Below are 15,414 nucleotides of genomic sequence, written 5' to 3' on the forward strand. Positions count from 1 at the left end.
CAGGCTAAGCCCGCGTCCCGACGCGGGTTTTTTTCATGTTACCCTTCGGGCCATCAGCGGCCCGATTCCATTGGAGACATCCCATGGCGCTGGAGCGCACCCTTTCGATCATCAAGCCGGACGCCGTTGCCAAGAACGTCATCGGCGAAATCTACGCCCGCTTCGAGAAGGCCGGCCTGAAGGTCGTGGCCGCCAAGTACAAGCAGCTGTCGCGCCGTGAAGCCGAAGGCTTCTACGCCGTGCACCGCGAGCGTCCGTTCTTCAACGCGCTGGTCGAGTTCATGATCTCCGGCCCGGTGATGATCCAGGCCCTGGAAGGCGAGAACGCCGTCCTGGCCCACCGCGACCTGCTGGGCGCCACCAACCCGAAGGAAGCCGCGCCGGGCACCATCCGCGCCGACTTCGCCGAATCCATCGATGCCAACGCCGCCCACGGCTCGGACTCGGTCGAGAATGCCGCGATTGAAATCGCCTACTTCTTCGCCGCCACCGAAGTCGTTTCGCGCTGAGAGTAATGCCGTGAACGAGGTCGTACAGTCCCCCGCCATCCAGCCGCTGCCGAAGTCGGCACCCACGGCTGGCAAGCAGAACCTGCTCGACCTCGATCGCGCGGGCCTGGAGAAGTTCTTCGTCGAGGTTCTCGGCGAGAAGAAGTTCCGTGCCCATCAGGTGATGAAGTGGATCCACCATCGCTACGTCACCGATTTCGATGAAATGACCGACCTCGGCAAGGTCCTGCGCGCCAAGCTGCAGGCCCATGCCGAGGTGCTGGTTCCGAACATCGTGTTCGACAAGCCCTCCGCCGACGGCACCCACAAGTGGCTGCTGGCGATGGGCGTGGATGGCAAGAACGCCATCGAGACCGTGTACATCCCGGACAAGACCCGCGGCACGCTGTGCGTGTCCTCGCAGGTCGGTTGCGGCCTGAACTGCACGTTCTGCTCCACCGCCACCCAGGGCTTCAACCGCAACCTGACCACTGCCGAGATCATCGGCCAGGTGTGGGTTGCCGCGCGCCACCTGGGCAACGTGCCGCACCAGATGCGCCGCCTCACCAATGTGGTGATGATGGGCATGGGCGAGCCGCTGATGAATTTCGACAACGTCGTGCGCGCCATGAGCGTGATGCGCGACGACCTGGGCTACGGCCTGGCCAACAAGCGCGTGACCCTGTCGACCTCCGGCCTGGTGCCGCAGATCGACCGCTTGTCCGCCGAGAGCGACGTCTCGCTGGCGGTGTCGCTGCATGCGCCGAACGATGCGCTGCGCGAAACCCTGGTGCCGCTCAACAAGAAGTACCCGATCGCCGAGCTGATGGCCTCGTGCGCACGCTACCTGCGCGCCAACAAGCGCCGCGAGTCGGTCACCTTTGAATACACCCTGATGAAGGGCATCAACGACAAGCCCGAGCATGCCCGCGAATTGGCCCGCCTGATGCGCCAGTTCGACAACGCGGTGCAGGCCAAGGATTCGGGCAAGGTCAACCTGATTCCCTTCAATCCGTTCCCGGGCACCCGCTACGAGCGTTCGGAAGAAGCGCACATCCGCGCCTTCCAGAAGATCCTGCTCGACAGCAACGTGCTGACCATGGTCCGCCGCACCCGTGGCGACGACATCGACGCCGCCTGTGGCCAGCTCAAGGGCCAGGTGATGGACCGCACCCGCCGCCAGGCGGAGTTCAACAAGACGCTGCAGGCGGGGAAGGGGAGCGATGCCGCGGCCTGACCGCCTCTGGCTGGCGCTTCTCGCAGGCGTGCTGGCCGTTGCGGTCGGCGGCTGCAAATCCCATCCCAAGGCCAAGCTCGGTCCGAGCCAGGCGCCGGTCTATTCGGTGGGTGACCCGGAAAGCGTGCGGCGCGAAGTGCGCTGGCGCGACCTGTTGACGCTGGCGACCCGCGACATGCAGGTCGGCAATCTCGATGCCGCCGAGCGCAAGGTGCGCGAAGCACTGAAGCTGGCGCCCGAGGCGCCCGATGCGCTGGTGCTCCAAGCCGGCATCGATGACCGTCGTGGCCGCACCCGCCAGGCCGGTGAGAACTTCCGCAAGGCCGCCGAACTGGCGCCGCAGCGCGGCGACGTGCTCAACAATTACGGTGCCTGGCTGTGCCAGCAGGGCCAGCCGGCCGAATCGCTGGTCTGGTTCGACCGCGCGTTGCAGGCGCCGGGTTATGCCACCCCGGGAGAAGCCCAGGCCAATGCCGGCAGCTGCGCACTGGACGCGGGCCAGCTTGAACGCGCCGAACGCGACCTGCGTGCGGCGCTCGTGGCGGCCCCGGCCAACCCGGTCGCGCTGGAGTCGATGGCCCAGCTGAGCTACCGCCAGGGCCGCTACATGGAGGCCCGGGCCTTCGCCGAACGTAGGATTGCGGCTGCACCCGCAACGCGTTCCGTGTTACAACTTGCGTCTCAAATCGAAGTGAAGCTGGGCGATCGGGCGGCATCTGATCGTTATCTGCAGCGGATTCGACAGGAATTTCCGCAGGACGCGGGCTCCTAACTCCAGGGTTGATGCATTGTGATTGATGACCAGACTGTGAGCGCTCTCGAGACTGCGGCCGGCTGCGGCACCCGCCTGCGCCAGGCCCGCGAAGCGGCCGGACTGACCCTCGAAGATGTCGGCTCGCGCCTGCGCATGCCGGTCCAGGTGGTCAAGTCGCTGGAAGAGGAACAATGGCAGAAGCTGGGGGCGCCGGTGTTCGTGCGTGGCCAGCTGCGTAGCTATGCGCGCCTGCTCAACGTGGATGTCGGCCAGCTGCTGGAACAGGCCCAGGTCGGCCCGGTGGTTCCGCCCACCCTGGTCAGCCATACCCATACCCCGCGTGCGCGCCGCATCGCCGAGAACCTCGGCCGGCGCGTGCTGTATGTCGGCATCACCGCCGTGCTGGCGGTGCCGGTGTGGTTCGCCACCCGTGGCCACTTCGACGGCAGCGCGACCCCGTCGCCGAGCACCGCCTCGCTGGATGTGATCCCGGCCGCCGTGCCGGTCACCCCGTCCACGGCCGGTGCCGAGACTGTCGCGCCGGCCGAAGCGGCCACCGCCCCGGCCAGCAAGCCCGCGGCCACCCCGTACGTGGCCTCGCTGGCCCCGGTGCCGCGCCCGGCGCCGGCTCCGGCGGCTGCCGGCAACGCGCTGGAAATGCAGTTCAGCGGCGACAGCTGGGTCGACATCGGGGGGCCGGACGGCAGCACCGTCGAGAAGGCGCTGATCAGGTCCGGCGAGACCCGCAGCTTCACGCCGGGCCAGGTGACCCGGGTGACCCTGGGCAACGCCTCGGCGGTCCAGGTTCAGCAGAACGGCGCTATCGTCGATCTGACCCCCTACCAGCGAGCCAACGTGGCACGCTTTCAGGTATCCTCTGAAGGCTCCGTTGTCCCGGTTTCGCACTGAGGCGCGGTTTCACCACCTTCGATAATCCCAATGGTCCCTCCCGACGGGCGGGGCGAGAGTACGCATGGCGATCGACGATCTGCTCGACGAGCACGAACAAAGTGAACGCGTCCGCAGCTGGCTGCGGAAGAATGGCGCCAGCATCCTCGGTGGCGTAGTCATCGCCATCGGTGCCATTGCCGGCTGGCAGTGGTACCAGAAGGATCAGGGCGGCAAGCTGGCCTCGGCCAATGTCGAGTACCAGAAGGCCCTGCAGGGCCTGCAGCAGAACAAGCTTGACGATGCCGCCAAGGCGGTCAAGGCGCTCGAAGCCGGCCCGTCCAGCATCTACGGCGACCTCGCGGCGCTGCAGCTGGCCAAGGCCCAGGTCGACGCCGGCAAGAATGAAGAGGCACTGGCGACCCTGCGCAATGTGAAGGTCGAAGGTGACCTGCAGCGCGTGGTCGACCAGCGTGTGGCCCGCCTGCTGGTGGCCACCGGCAAGAGCGACGAGGCCATCAAGCTGCTGGGCAGCGCGACCGACAGCAGCAGCCTGGAAATCCATGGCGATGCGCTGATGGCGCAGGGCAAGCGTGATGAGGCCCGTGCACAGTACGAGAAGGCGCTGAAGACGCTGGACGTGGCAGCGCCGCAGCGGCGCCTGCTGGAAACCAAGGTTATGGACGCCGGCGGCACCGTCGCCGCCCCTGCGGAGTCGGTTTGATGAGTCAGAAGGTCATGATCACCCGCGTCGCCACCGTGCTCCTGATGGGCATGGCCCTGACCGGCTGCAGCACCATGAAGGGCTGGTTCGCCGGCAAGGACGCGGCCGCGAAGAAGGCACAGGAACCGGCTGAGCTGGTCAAGTTCGAGCCGACCCTGAAGGTCAGCAAGGCCTGGTCGGTCAACCTCGGCAAGGGCGAGCGCCGCATCGGCGTGCGCCAGGGCCCGGCGGTCGCCAACGGCCACGTGTTTGCTGCCGCGATCACCGGTGGCGTGCACGCCATCGACCTGCAGACCGGCAAGAAGGTCTGGACCTGGGAGCCGAAGAAGGAAAAGAAGAAGGCGAAGCTGCGCCTGTCCGGCGGCCCGGGTGTCGGTGAGAACCTGGTCGTGATCGGCACGCTGGATGGTCAGGTCATCGCGCTGGATATCAACGATGGCAGCGAGAAGTGGCGCGCCCGTGTTCCGGGTGAAGTCATCGCCGCGCCGGCCGTTGCCCAGGGCATGGTCTACGTGCGCAGCAACGACGGCCGCGTTACCGGCTTCGATGCCGGCAACGGCACCCAGAAGTGGTTCAACCCGAGCGAGCTGCCGGCGCTGACCGTGCGTGGCAACGCGCCGGTGGTGACCGGCCCGGGCGTGCTGTTCATCGGCAAGGACGAGGGCGCGGTTGCGGCCCTGGCCCAGCAGGATGGCCGCACGCTGTGGGAACAGAACCTCGGCAACGGCGAAGGCCGCACCGAGCTGGAGCGCATGGCCGACGTCGACGGCGCGCCGGTGCTGGAGGGCAACACCCTCTACGTGAGCAGCTTCAAGAACCAGACCATGGCCATCGAAGGCCCGACCGGTCGCCCGCTGTGGGCGCGCGACCATGGCGGTGCCGGTGGCGTGGCGGTGTCGTCGGGCAATGTGTTCGTCACCGACAACAAGGGCGGCGTGTTCGGCCTGGACAAGGCCAGCGGCGCGGCCATGTGGTCGCAGACCGCGCTGGCCCGTCGTTCGCTGACCGGCCCGGCGCTGCACGGCGACTACGTGGTGGTCGGCGACTACAAGGGATACGTGCACTGGTTGCAGGCGTCCGATGGTGCGATGGCGGCACGGGCAAAAAGTGGCGGCGACGCCCTGCTGGCCCAGCCGGTCGTCGCAGACGGGGTGCTGCTGGTGCAGAACGTTGATGGCAAGCTGACCGCCTTCCGGTTGGCAAATTAAAAATTGGAGTAATCGCGATGCTGCCTTTGGTCGCCCTGGTTGGACGGCCGAATGTCGGCAAGTCGACTATTTTCAATGCGCTTACCCGCACCCGTGACGCGCTGGTCCATGACCAGCCCGGCGTCACCCGCGACCGCAACTACGGTGTCTGCCGGCTGGACGAGGACAATCATTTCCTCGTCGTCGACACCGGCGGTATCGCGGAAGAGGAAGAGGGTCTGGCAGGGGCTACCACCCGCCAGGCCCGCGCCGCTGCGGCGGAAGCCGACCTGATCCTGTTCGTGGTCGACGCCCGTGAGGGTACCTCGGCGATGGACGACGAGATCCTGGCCTGGCTGCGCAAGCTGTCGCGCCCGACGCTGCTGCTGATCAACAAGATCGACGGCACCGACGAGGACACCGTGCGTTCGGAGTTCGCCCGTTACGGCTTCGGCGAGATGCTGACCGTGTCGGCCGCGCATCGCCAGGGCCTGGACGACCTGCTGGACGAAGTGATCCAGCGCCTGCCGGAAGAAGGCAGCGGCGAAGAGCTGGACAACGATCCGAACCGCATCCGCATCGCCTTCGTCGGCCGCCCGAACGTGGGCAAGTCGACCCTGGTCAACCGCATCCTCGGCGAGGAGCGCATGATCGCCTCCGACGTGCCGGGCACCACCCGCGACTCGATCGCGGTGGACCTGGAGCGTGATGGCCGCGAGTACCGCCTGATCGATACCGCCGGCCTGCGCCGTCGGTCGCGCGTGGACGAGGTCGTCGAGAAGTTCTCGGTGGTCAAGACCATGCAGTCGATCGAGCAGTGCCAGGTGGCCGTGCTGATGCTCGACGCCACCGAAGGCGTGACCGACCAGGACGCCACCGTGCTCGGTGCCGTGCTCGACGCCGGCCGCGCACTGGTGATCGCCATCAACAAGTGGGATGGCCTGACCGAGTACCAGCGTGAGCAGGCCGAAACCATGCTGTCGCTGAAGCTGGGCTTCGTGCCGTGGGCCGAGTCGGTGCGCATCTCGGCCAAGCATGGTTCGGGCCTGCGTGAGCTGTTCCGCGCGGTGCACCGCGCGCACGAATCGGCGAACAAGACCTTCACCACCAGCGAAGTGAACAAGGCGCTGGAAGTGGCCTACGAGACCAACCCGCCGCCGACCATCCGCGGCCACGTCTCCAAGCTGCGCTACGTGCACCCGGCCGGTTCCAACCCGCCGACCTTCATCGTGCACGGCACCCGCCTGAAGGAGCTGCAGGAGTCGTACAAGCGCTACCTGGAGAACTTCTTCCGCAAGCGCTTCAAGCTGATAGGCACGCCGGTGAGCTTCATCTTCCGCGAGGGTACCAACCCGTACGAGGGCAAGAAGAACGTCCTCACCGAGCGGCAGGTCAAGGCCAAGCGGCGCTTGATGAAGCACGTCAAGGGCAAGTGATTCACGAGAAGGCGGCCGCAGGGCCGCCTTTTTCGTTGCGGAGAATGGGGTCAGATCCCATTTCCTCCGGAAAAGGGATCTGACCCCGGGTGCAGGGCGGGCGCTACCGCAGGCCTGCGGTGGACCCGTAGAGCCGAGCATAGGCTCGGCTCTACAGATGCTGGTCAAGGCGGCCTGCCGCCACGTGCGCGATAATGCGGCCATGAGCATCCAAGAGCTTTCCCCCGCGCAGGCGCGCGAGCGCCTGGCCCATGGCGCGGTGCTGATCGATGTGCGCGAGGCGCATGAACGGGCCGGCGGCATGGCCGAGGGCGCGCGCGGCGTGGCAAAGGACGAGCTGCATGCCGACCCGGCCGCACACCTGCCGCGGCACGACCAGGAGATCCTGCTGATCTGCCAGAGCGGCAAGCGCTCGGCCGATGCCGCGCAGTTCCTGCGGGAGGCCGGCTACACCCGCGTCGCTTCCGTGGCGGGCGGCACCGTGGCCTGGCGTGAGCAGTCTCTGCCCTTGGTGCAGCCGCTGGCCAGCGCCGCCGACCGTGACTTCTTTGATCGCTATTCGCGGCACCTGCTGCTGCCGCAGGTGGGCGAGGCCGGCCAGCGCCGGCTGCAGCAATCACGCGTGCTGGTGCTGGGCGCGGGTGGGCTGGGCGCGCCGGCTGGTTTCTACCTGGCCGCCGCCGGGGTAGGGCACCTGCGCTTCGCCGACCATGACCGCGTGGAGCGCAGCAACCTGCACCGGCAGATCGTGCATACCGAAGCCAGCGTCGGCCAGTTCAAGGTCGATTCGGCGCGCGAGCGGCTGCTGGCGTTGAACCCGTCGATCGACGTCGAGGCGGTGCCTGAGCGGGTCACGTCCGAGAACGTGGATGCGCTGCTGGAGGGCGTGGACGTGGTGCTGGATGGGTCGGACAACTTCCCGCTGCGCTACCTGCTCAACGACGCCTGCATCAAGCACGCCACGCCGCTGGTGTATGCCGCCATCGAGCGCTTCGACGGCCAGGTAAGCGTGTTTGACGCTGGCCGCCAGCGTGGCGTGGCGCCGTGCTACCGCTGCCTGTTCCCCGAGCCGCCGCCGCCGGAGTTCGCGCCGAACTGTTCCGAGGCGGGTGTGCTGGGCGTGCTGCCCGGCCTGGCCGGCGTGCTGCAGGCGACCGAGGTGCTGAAGCTGCTGCTGGGCATCGGTGAGCCGCTGGTTGGCCGCCTGCTGCGCTTCGACGCGCTGGGCATGCGCTTCCGTGAGACCGGCATTCGGCCGGACCCGCATTGCCCGGTGTGCGCGCCGGGCGTGCCGTTCCCGGGATATATCGATTACGCCGCGTTCTGCCGGGGTGGGTGAACCCGGCCGGGCGTCATCCACGCATGGCGTGGATCTACTGTAGAGCCGAGCCCATGCTCGGCTGCTTCTGGCCTCGGCACGAAGAGCAGCCGAGCGTGGGCTCGGCTCTACAGGTTGTGGTTGTGCCAACCAAGGTTGGCACCCACCGACGCGGATGCATGGTTTCGGGATGATGCTGGGGGTCACTCCCGGTATCGTTCCATCTCCAAGACAATCCGGCGCAACATGCGTGCTATTGCCGTCATCGGCATTGCTCTATTGTTGAACGCGATTCTGGATCTTGGGGAAAGCACCGCATGGCGGTAGAAGCAGCGACCAGCGAGCTGGTCAAGGTCGTCGCCCTGTTGGGCGCGGCGGTGGTGATGGTGCCTTTGTTCCGCCGGGCCGGCCTGGGCTCGGTGCTGGGCTACTTCGCCGCTGGCCTGGCGATCGGACCGTTCGGGCTGGGCTGGTTCTCCGACCCGCAGGCGATCCTGCATACCGCCGAACTCGGCGTGGTGATGTTCCTGTTCGTGATCGGCCTGGAGATGCGGCCCTCGCACCTGTGGAGCCTGCGCAAGGAAATTTTCGGGCTGGGCACGCTGCAGATCGTCACCTGTGCGCTGGTGCTGACCAGCATCGCCAAGCTGTTCGGGTTGCCGTGGCAGGTGGCCTTCATCGGTGCCACCGGCTTTGTGCTCACATCCACCGCAGTGGTGATGCAGCTGCTGGCCGAGCGCGGTGACATCGCGCTGCCGTCGGGGCAGAAGATCGTCTCCATCCTGCTGTTCGAAGACCTGCTGATCGTGCCGTTGCTGGCGCTGGTGGCCTGGATGGGTCCGAGCGCGGGCAGCGCCGACGGCGAAGGCTCACGCTGGCTGTCGGTAGCGATCGGCGTCGGCGCCATCGTCGGCCTGGTGCTGGTCGGCCGCTTCCTGCTCAATCCGCTGTTCCGCGTGCTGGCCGAATCGAAGGCGCGCGAGGTGATGACCGCCGCCGCGCTGCTGGTGGTGCTGGGCGCGGCGCTGCTGATGCAGCTGTCCGGCCTGTCGATGGCGATGGGCGCGTTCCTCGCGGGCGTGCTTCTGAGCGAGTCGACCTTCCGCCACCAGATCGAGGCGGACATCGAACCGTTCCGCGGCATCCTGCTGGGCCTGTTCTTCCTCAGCGTGGGCATGGCGCTGGACCTGGGCGTGGTGGCTGGCAACTGGCAGCTGATCCTCGGCCTGGTGCTGGCGCTGATGGTGGCCAAGGCGCTGTGCATCTACGTGGTCGCGCGCATCATGGGCAGCGACCACGCGCAGGCGCTGGACCGGGGCGTGCTGATGGCGCAGGGTGGCGAGTTCGCCTTCGTGCTGTTCTCCGCTGCCGCCTCAGCCGGCGTGATCAACCTGGAGATCAATGCCAACTTCACCGCGGTGGTGGTGTTGTCGATGGCGTTGACCCCGCTGGTGGTGCTGGTCTACAAGCGCATCGCGCCGAAGCCGACGGTGAACATGGACGGCGTGGACGAGGCCGAGGGCCTGTCCGGTAGTGTGCTGCTGATCGGCTTCGGCCGCTTCGGCCAGGTCGCCAGCCAGTCGCTGCTGGCGCGCGATGTGGACGTGACCATCATCGACAACGACGTGGAGATGATCCAGAGCGCCGCGCGTTTCGGTTTCAAGATCTATTACGGCGACGGTACGCGACTGGACGTGCTTCATGCCTCGGGCGCGGCCACCGCGCGTGCGATTGCGGTGTGCGTGGACAAGGCCGAGGCCGCCGACCGCATCGTCGAACTGGTGTCGCACGAGTTCCCGCAGGCCAAGCTGATGGTGCGCTCGTTCGACCGCGAGCATTCGCTGCGGCTGATCCATGCCGGTGTCGATTTCCAGATCCGCGAGACGTTTGAATCGGCGGTGCTGTTCGGCCAGGCCGCGCTGGTGGAGCTGGGCGCGGATGAGGACGACGCGGTGGAGATTGCCGAGCAGATCCGTCGTCGCGATGCCGAGCGTTTCGAGCTGGAGATTGCCGGTGGTGGCTTGAATGCCGGCGCCAAGATGGTGTTCGGCAATTCAGCCCAGGGCGTGCCGACGCCGACGCCGTTCACCGCGCCGAAGCGGGCAAGCAAGACGTTGAACCCGCAGGACGTGCCGGAAGAGGAAGAATAACGTTTGCGGGTCGAATCCCTTTCCAGCGGAAAGGGCTCTGACCCGCTACGTCGTGCTGGGCTCAGAGCCCTTTGCCTGTGGCAAAGGGATCCGACCCCGTCAGGACCCCATCCTGCGGTGGGCGAGGGGGCCTGAATCAGGGACAATAGCGTCCCCGCCGCCCCACGCCTGCTCCCGATGACCGATTCCGCCCCCCAGCACCCTGCCCGCATCCTTGATGGCCGCCGCATCGCCGAGGACCTGCTCGACAGCCTGAAGGTGCGCGTCGACGCCCGCGTGGCGGCCGGTGGCAGCCGCCCGGGCCTGGCCGTGGTGCTGGTCGGTGGCGACCCGGCCTCGACCGTATACGTGCGCAACAAGCGCCGTGCCGCCGAGAAGGTCGGCATCGAGGCACACGACTACGATCTGCCGGCCGGTACCACCGAGGCCGAGCTGCTCGAGCTGATCGACCAGCTCAACGCCGATCCGAAGATCAACGGCATCCTGATCCAGCTGCCGCTGCCGGGCATCCCCGATGCGCGCCGGCTGATCCAGCGCATCGACCCGCGCAAGGACGTGGACGGCTTCCACCCGGAAAACGTCGGCCACCTGGCCCTGCGCGAGTTCGGCCTGCGCCCGTGCACCCCGCGCGGCATCACCACGCTGCTGGGCCACACCGACCAGCCGGTACGCGGCCGCAACGCCACCATCGTCGGCGTGAGCAACCACGTCGGCCGCCCGATGGGCCTGGAGCTGCTGATTGCCGGCTGCACCGTGACCAGCTGCCACAAGTTCACCCCCAAGGACGTGCTGGAACAGGCCGTGCGCAACGCCGACATCCTGGTGGTGGCGGTGGGCCGCCCGGGCATCGTGCCGGGCGAGTGGGTGAAGCCGGGCGCGGTGGTGATCGACGTCGGCATCAACCGGTTGGACGACGGCCGCCTGGTGGGCGACGTCGGGTTTGAGGCGGCTGCCCAGCGGGCGAGTTGGATCACCCCGGTGCCGGGTGGCGTGGGCCCGATGACCGTGGCCACGCTGATGCAGAACACCCTGGAAGCGGCGGAAGCGCTGAGCTGACCATTTTGGGTGGGTGCCGACCGTTGACCCGCTCCTGGTAGGTGCCAACCTTGGTTGGCACACATTCATCGGGGCCATCGGCCCATCTGGGGTGCCGGTGCCGGACGGATCGTGCCAACCAAGGTTGGCACCTACCAAAGGCGGTTCCGTGGGGGTTCCCAAGAGGCGCGTGGCCCCGGTCCGTCGCCCTGAACCAATCGCCGCCGGCGCGACACTGCGTCGCATCTACCCCCTGCCACGCGGCGCGAAAAAGGGGTAAAATGTCGCGCTTCCCCACATCTCGGGTATGCCGATGCTGCGCATCCAGGCTGAAGCACTCACTTACGACGACGTCTCGCTCGTCCCCGCCCACTCGACCATCCTGCCCAAGGACGTCAACCTCGAAACGCGGTTGACCCGAGACCTGAAGCTGAAGCTTCCGATCCTCTCCGCAGCCATGGACACCGTCACCGAAGCCCGCCTGGCCATCGCCATGGCCCAGCTCGGCGGCATGGGCATCATCCACAAGAATCTCAGCCTGGAACAGCAGGCCGCGGAAGTGGCCAAGGTCAAGAAGTTCGAGGCCGGTGTCATCCGCGACCCGATCACCGTCGGCCCGGAAACCACCATCCGCGACGTGCTGGCCCTGACCCAGGCGCACAACATCTCCGGCGTGCCGGTGGTGGGCAGCGACGGCCAGCTGGCCGGCATCGTGACCCACCGCGACATGCGCTTCGAGACCGAGCTGGACGATCCGGTCCGCCACATCATGACCAAGAAGGATCGCCTGATCACGGTCAAGGAAGGCGCCGCGTCTGACGAAGTGCTGCAGCTGCTGCATCGCAACCGCATCGAAAAGGTGCTGGTGGTCAATGATTCGTTCGAACTGCGTGGCCTGATCACCGTCAAGGACATCCAGAAGAACACCGACTTCCCGAACGCTGCCAAGGATCTGTCGACCCGCCTGCTGGTCGGCGCTGCCGTCGGCGTGGGTGGCGATACCGATCGCCGCGTGGAAGCGCTGGTCGCCGCCGGCGTGGACGTGATCGTGGTCGATACCGCGCACGGCCACTCGCAGGGCGTGCTGGACCGCGTCAGCTGGGTCAAGAAGAACTTCCCGAACGTGCAGGTCATCGGTGGCAACATCTGCACCGGCGAAGCCGCACTGGCGCTGCTGGACAGCGGCGCGGACGCAGTGAAGGTCGGCATCGGCCCGGGCTCGATCTGCACCACCCGCGTCGTCGCCGGCGTCGGCGTGCCGCAGGTGACCGCGATTGATCTGGTGGCCGAAGCGCTGCAGGACCGCATCCCGCTGATCGCCGACGGTGGCATCCGCTACTCGGGCGACATCGGCAAGGCGCTGGCCGCCGGTGCCTCGACCATTATGGTCGGCGGCCTGCTGGCCGGTACCGAAGAATCGCCGGGCGAGACCGAGCTGTACCAGGGCCGTTCGTACAAGAGCTACCGCGGCATGGGCTCGCTGGCTGCCATGGAGAAGGGGTCGAAGGACCGCTACTTCCAGGACGCCGCCACCGCCGACAAGCTGGTGCCGGAAGGCATCGAAGGCCGCGTGCCGTACCGCGGCCCGGTGGGCGGGATCATCCACCAGCTGATGGGCGGCCTGCGTGCCACCATGGGCTACGTGGGTTGCGCCACCATCGACGAGATGCGCAGCAAGCCCAAGTTCGTGAAGATCAGCGGCGCCGGCCAGCGTGAGAGCCACGTCCACGACGTGACGATCACCAAAGAGCCGCCGAACTACCGCGCCTGATGCGCTTGCGAACTGCTCTTGCGATTACGGGCAGCCTGCTGATGGCAGGCTGTTCGTTGTCCGAACCGCCGCCGCGCTCCGGGTCTCCGGGCGCGGCGGTTTCGCAATTGCAGGACGTACAGGCGTGCCAGAACGCGTTCTCGCTGCCGACAGGCTGGCAGGTGCAGGCCGCCGGCGAGCAGCGCTGGCTGCTGAAAGGCACCGGCGAGCGCCCGCTGCAGGTCATCCTGCGGTGCGTTACCGATCTGGGTGACAGGCTTGAAGATCCTGTGGTCACCGCCGAGCTGGGGCCCTTGGAGCCGAAACGGATGAGCGCAGCGATGGCCGATTGGGGTACCGCGAAAGCATCTGGTTACCCGATGCACGCCTTTCAACGGCGCATCGTGCCCGGCACCGAAGTGCAGGAAATCGCCGAACTGCCGCGCGCCGACCGCGCCAACCCCAACGCACCGCACGGCCTGCTGATGCTGCGCTGGGACGAGGAAGATCCCTCACATATTCAACAACGCGAGGCGTTCATCGCCACGCTGACGCAGAGCCTTGAAGCGCCGGGCGCTGCGAAAAACACCACTGGAACGGCACCATGACCAACATCCATAACGACAAGATCCTCATCCTCGATTTCGGCGCGCAGTACACGCAGCTGATCGCCCGCCGCATCCGCGAGCTGGGCGTCTACTGCGAAATCTGGGCTTGGGACCACAACCCGGCCGAGATTGCCGCGTTTGGCGCCAAGGGCATCATCCTGTCCGGTGGCCCGGAATCGACCACGCTGCCGGGTGCGCCGGCCGCGCCGCAGGAAGTGTTCGACAGCGGCCTGCCGATCTTCGGCATCTGCTACGGCATGCAGACCCTGGCCGCGCAGCTGGGCGGTGCCACCGAAGCGGCGGACCAGCGCGAATTCGGCCACGCCGAAGTGAACGTCATCAACCCCGATGCGCTGTTCAAGGGCCTGAGCGACCACGGCGGCGAGCCGAAGCTGAATGTCTGGATGAGCCACGGCGACCACGTCTCCGTTGCGCCGCCGGGCTTCACCATCACCGCCACCACCGACCGCATTCCGGTGGCCGCCATGGCCAACGAAGAAAAGCGCTGGTACGGCGTGCAGTTCCACCCGGAAGTGACCCACACCCTGCAGGGCCAGGCGCTGCTGCGCCGCTTCGTGGTGGATGTGTGCGGCTGCCAGACCCTGTGGACCGCCGCCAACATCATCGACGACCAGATCGCCCGCGTAAGAGATCAAGTGGGCGATGACGAAGTGATCCTGGGCCTGTCCGGCGGCGTCGATTCGTCCGTGGTAGCTGCGCTGCTGCACAAGGCCATCGGCGACAAGCTGACCTGCGTGTTCGTGGATACCGGCCTGCTGCGCTGGCAGGAAGGCGACCAGGTGATGGCGATGTTTGCCGAGCACATGGGCGTAAAGGTGGTGCGCGTGAATGCCGCCGACCGCTACTTCGCCGCGCTGGAAGGCGTGAGCGACCCGGAAGCCAAGCGCAAGATCATCGGCAACCTGTTCGTTGAGATCTTCGATGAAGAGTCGAACAAGCTGAAGAACGCCAAGTGGCTGGCGCAGGGCACCATCTACCCGGACGTGATCGAGTCGGCCGGCAGCAAGACCGGCAAGGCGCACGTGATCAAGAGCCACCACAACGTGGGCGGCCTGCCGGAGCACATGAAGCTGGGCCTGGTGGAGCCGCTGCGCGAACTGTTCAAGGACGAGGTGCGTCGCCTCGGCGTGGAGCTGGGCCTGCCGCGCACCATGGTCTACCGCCATCCGTTCCCGGGCCCGGGTCTGGGCGTGCGTATCCTCGGCGAAGTGAAGCGCGAGTACGCCGAGCTGCTGGCCAAGGCCGATGCCATCTTCATTGATGAGCTGCGCAAGGCCGACCTGTACGACAAGACCAGCCAGGCGTTTGCCGTGTTCCTGCCGGTGAAGTCGGTGGGCGTGGTGGGTGATGCGCGGGCTTATGAGTGGGTGATTGCGCTAAGGGCCGTGGAGACGATCGACTTCATGACCGCGCATTGGGCGCATCTGCCGTATGAGTTCCTGGGTACGGTGAGCAACCGGATCATCAATGAGTTGCGGGGGGTGTCGCGGGTGGTTTATGACATCTCGGGGAAGCCGCCGGCGACTATTGAGTGGGAATGAGTTGAGAGAACGAGGGCGCCGAGAGGCGCCCTTTTTCTGGTCATCAGTTTTCGAAGTGAACAGAGCCAATGAGGTCGAATCAATCGAGCGCATCCTGCCTCTTAACCGGAAGACCCCGCCGGATGCTGAAATAGAATAATCGGGCGGGTGCCGGATGGGAGCGCTAGCGCAGGGCCGTTCTCGACGCCTACTCCGCCATGGTAGTTTGTAGTCCTTCAAGGATAGGCGGGGGCAATTCAAGAGTGGCGTATCCGAAGTTTTGGGATCCGTGATGCAA

The 15,414-nt window shown here is 66.7% G+C and carries 13 protein-coding genes; all 13 read left to right on the top strand.

The features are described from left to right. Positions 1 to 83: 83 nt before the first annotated feature. The 13 genes from ndk (at position 84) to guaA (ending at position 15,137) form a co-directional block, all read left to right on the top strand. Entirely contained in the window at positions 84 to 509 is a 426-nt protein-coding gene (ndk, locus tag AC5P7A_RS16750) for a nucleoside-diphosphate kinase (RefSeq protein WP_005409295.1), read from the top strand. Positions 510 to 519: 10 nt separating this feature from the next. Further along, on the top strand, positions 520 to 1,725 hold the full coding sequence (gene rlmN, locus AC5P7A_RS16755; protein ID WP_005409296.1) for a dual-specificity RNA methyltransferase RlmN: 1,206 nt from the start codon (positions 520 to 522) through the stop codon (positions 1,723 to 1,725). Continuing rightward, a complete protein-coding gene (pilW, locus tag AC5P7A_RS16760; RefSeq protein WP_041863329.1) occupies positions 1,712 to 2,497 on the top strand; it encodes a type IV pilus biogenesis/stability protein PilW in 786 nt (261 codons plus the stop codon). The genes rlmN and pilW overlap by 14 nt, the downstream gene beginning before the upstream one ends. Positions 2,498 to 2,515: 18 nt before the next feature. After that, complete coding sequence (locus tag AC5P7A_RS16765) at positions 2,516 to 3,388, top strand: RodZ domain-containing protein (RefSeq protein ID WP_495220354.1); 873 nt, start codon at positions 2,516 to 2,518, stop codon at positions 3,386 to 3,388. A 64-nt stretch (positions 3,389 to 3,452) separates the two neighbouring features. After that, complete coding sequence (locus AC5P7A_RS16770; RefSeq protein ID WP_014646859.1) at positions 3,453 to 4,091, top strand: YfgM family protein; 639 nt, start codon at positions 3,453 to 3,455, stop codon at positions 4,089 to 4,091. Beyond that, positions 4,091 to 5,299: an outer membrane protein assembly factor BamB gene (gene bamB, locus AC5P7A_RS16775; RefSeq protein ID WP_014036904.1), complete on the top strand. Its 1,209-nt coding sequence runs from the start codon at positions 4,091 to 4,093 to the stop codon at positions 5,297 to 5,299. Before AC5P7A_RS16770 ends, bamB begins: the two co-directional genes overlap by 1 nt. 17 nt (positions 5,300 to 5,316) lie before the next feature. Then, positions 5,317 to 6,714, top strand: coding sequence for a ribosome biogenesis GTPase Der (gene der, locus AC5P7A_RS16780; protein WP_014646861.1), 1,398 nt, complete (start codon positions 5,317 to 5,319; stop codon positions 6,712 to 6,714). Positions 6,715 to 6,916: 202 nt separating this feature from the next. Continuing rightward, positions 6,917 to 8,053: a molybdopterin-synthase adenylyltransferase MoeB gene (gene moeB / locus AC5P7A_RS16785; protein ID WP_495220355.1), complete on the top strand. Its 1,137-nt coding sequence runs from the start codon at positions 6,917 to 6,919 to the stop codon at positions 8,051 to 8,053. A gap of 296 nt (positions 8,054 to 8,349) precedes the next feature. Then, positions 8,350 to 10,182, top strand: a complete 1,833-nt coding sequence (locus tag AC5P7A_RS16790; RefSeq protein ID WP_069117135.1) for a monovalent cation:proton antiporter-2 (CPA2) family protein — start codon at positions 8,350 to 8,352, stop codon at positions 10,180 to 10,182. 177 nt (positions 10,183 to 10,359) lie between these two features. Further along, on the top strand, positions 10,360 to 11,238 hold the full coding sequence (gene folD, locus AC5P7A_RS16795; RefSeq protein ID WP_069117134.1) for a bifunctional methylenetetrahydrofolate dehydrogenase/methenyltetrahydrofolate cyclohydrolase FolD: 879 nt from the start codon (positions 10,360 to 10,362) through the stop codon (positions 11,236 to 11,238). Positions 11,239 to 11,530: 292 nt separating this feature from the next. Beyond that, positions 11,531 to 12,988 (top strand): IMP dehydrogenase, encoded by a 1,458-nt coding sequence (guaB, locus tag AC5P7A_RS16800; protein WP_032958143.1) that lies wholly within the window; start codon positions 11,531 to 11,533, stop codon positions 12,986 to 12,988. Between the two features lie 107 nt (positions 12,989 to 13,095). Next, positions 13,096 to 13,575, top strand: a complete 480-nt coding sequence (locus AC5P7A_RS16805) for a hypothetical protein (RefSeq protein WP_346601391.1) — start codon at positions 13,096 to 13,098, stop codon at positions 13,573 to 13,575. After that, positions 13,572 to 15,137: a glutamine-hydrolyzing GMP synthase gene (gene guaA / locus AC5P7A_RS16810; protein ID WP_495220356.1), complete on the top strand. Its 1,566-nt coding sequence runs from the start codon at positions 13,572 to 13,574 to the stop codon at positions 15,135 to 15,137. Before AC5P7A_RS16805 ends, guaA begins: the two co-directional genes overlap by 4 nt. The last annotated feature ends 277 nt before the right edge of the window (positions 15,138 to 15,414 follow it).

This window comes from Stenotrophomonas sp. YJH_SMC_65 (genome assembly GCF_059369475.1).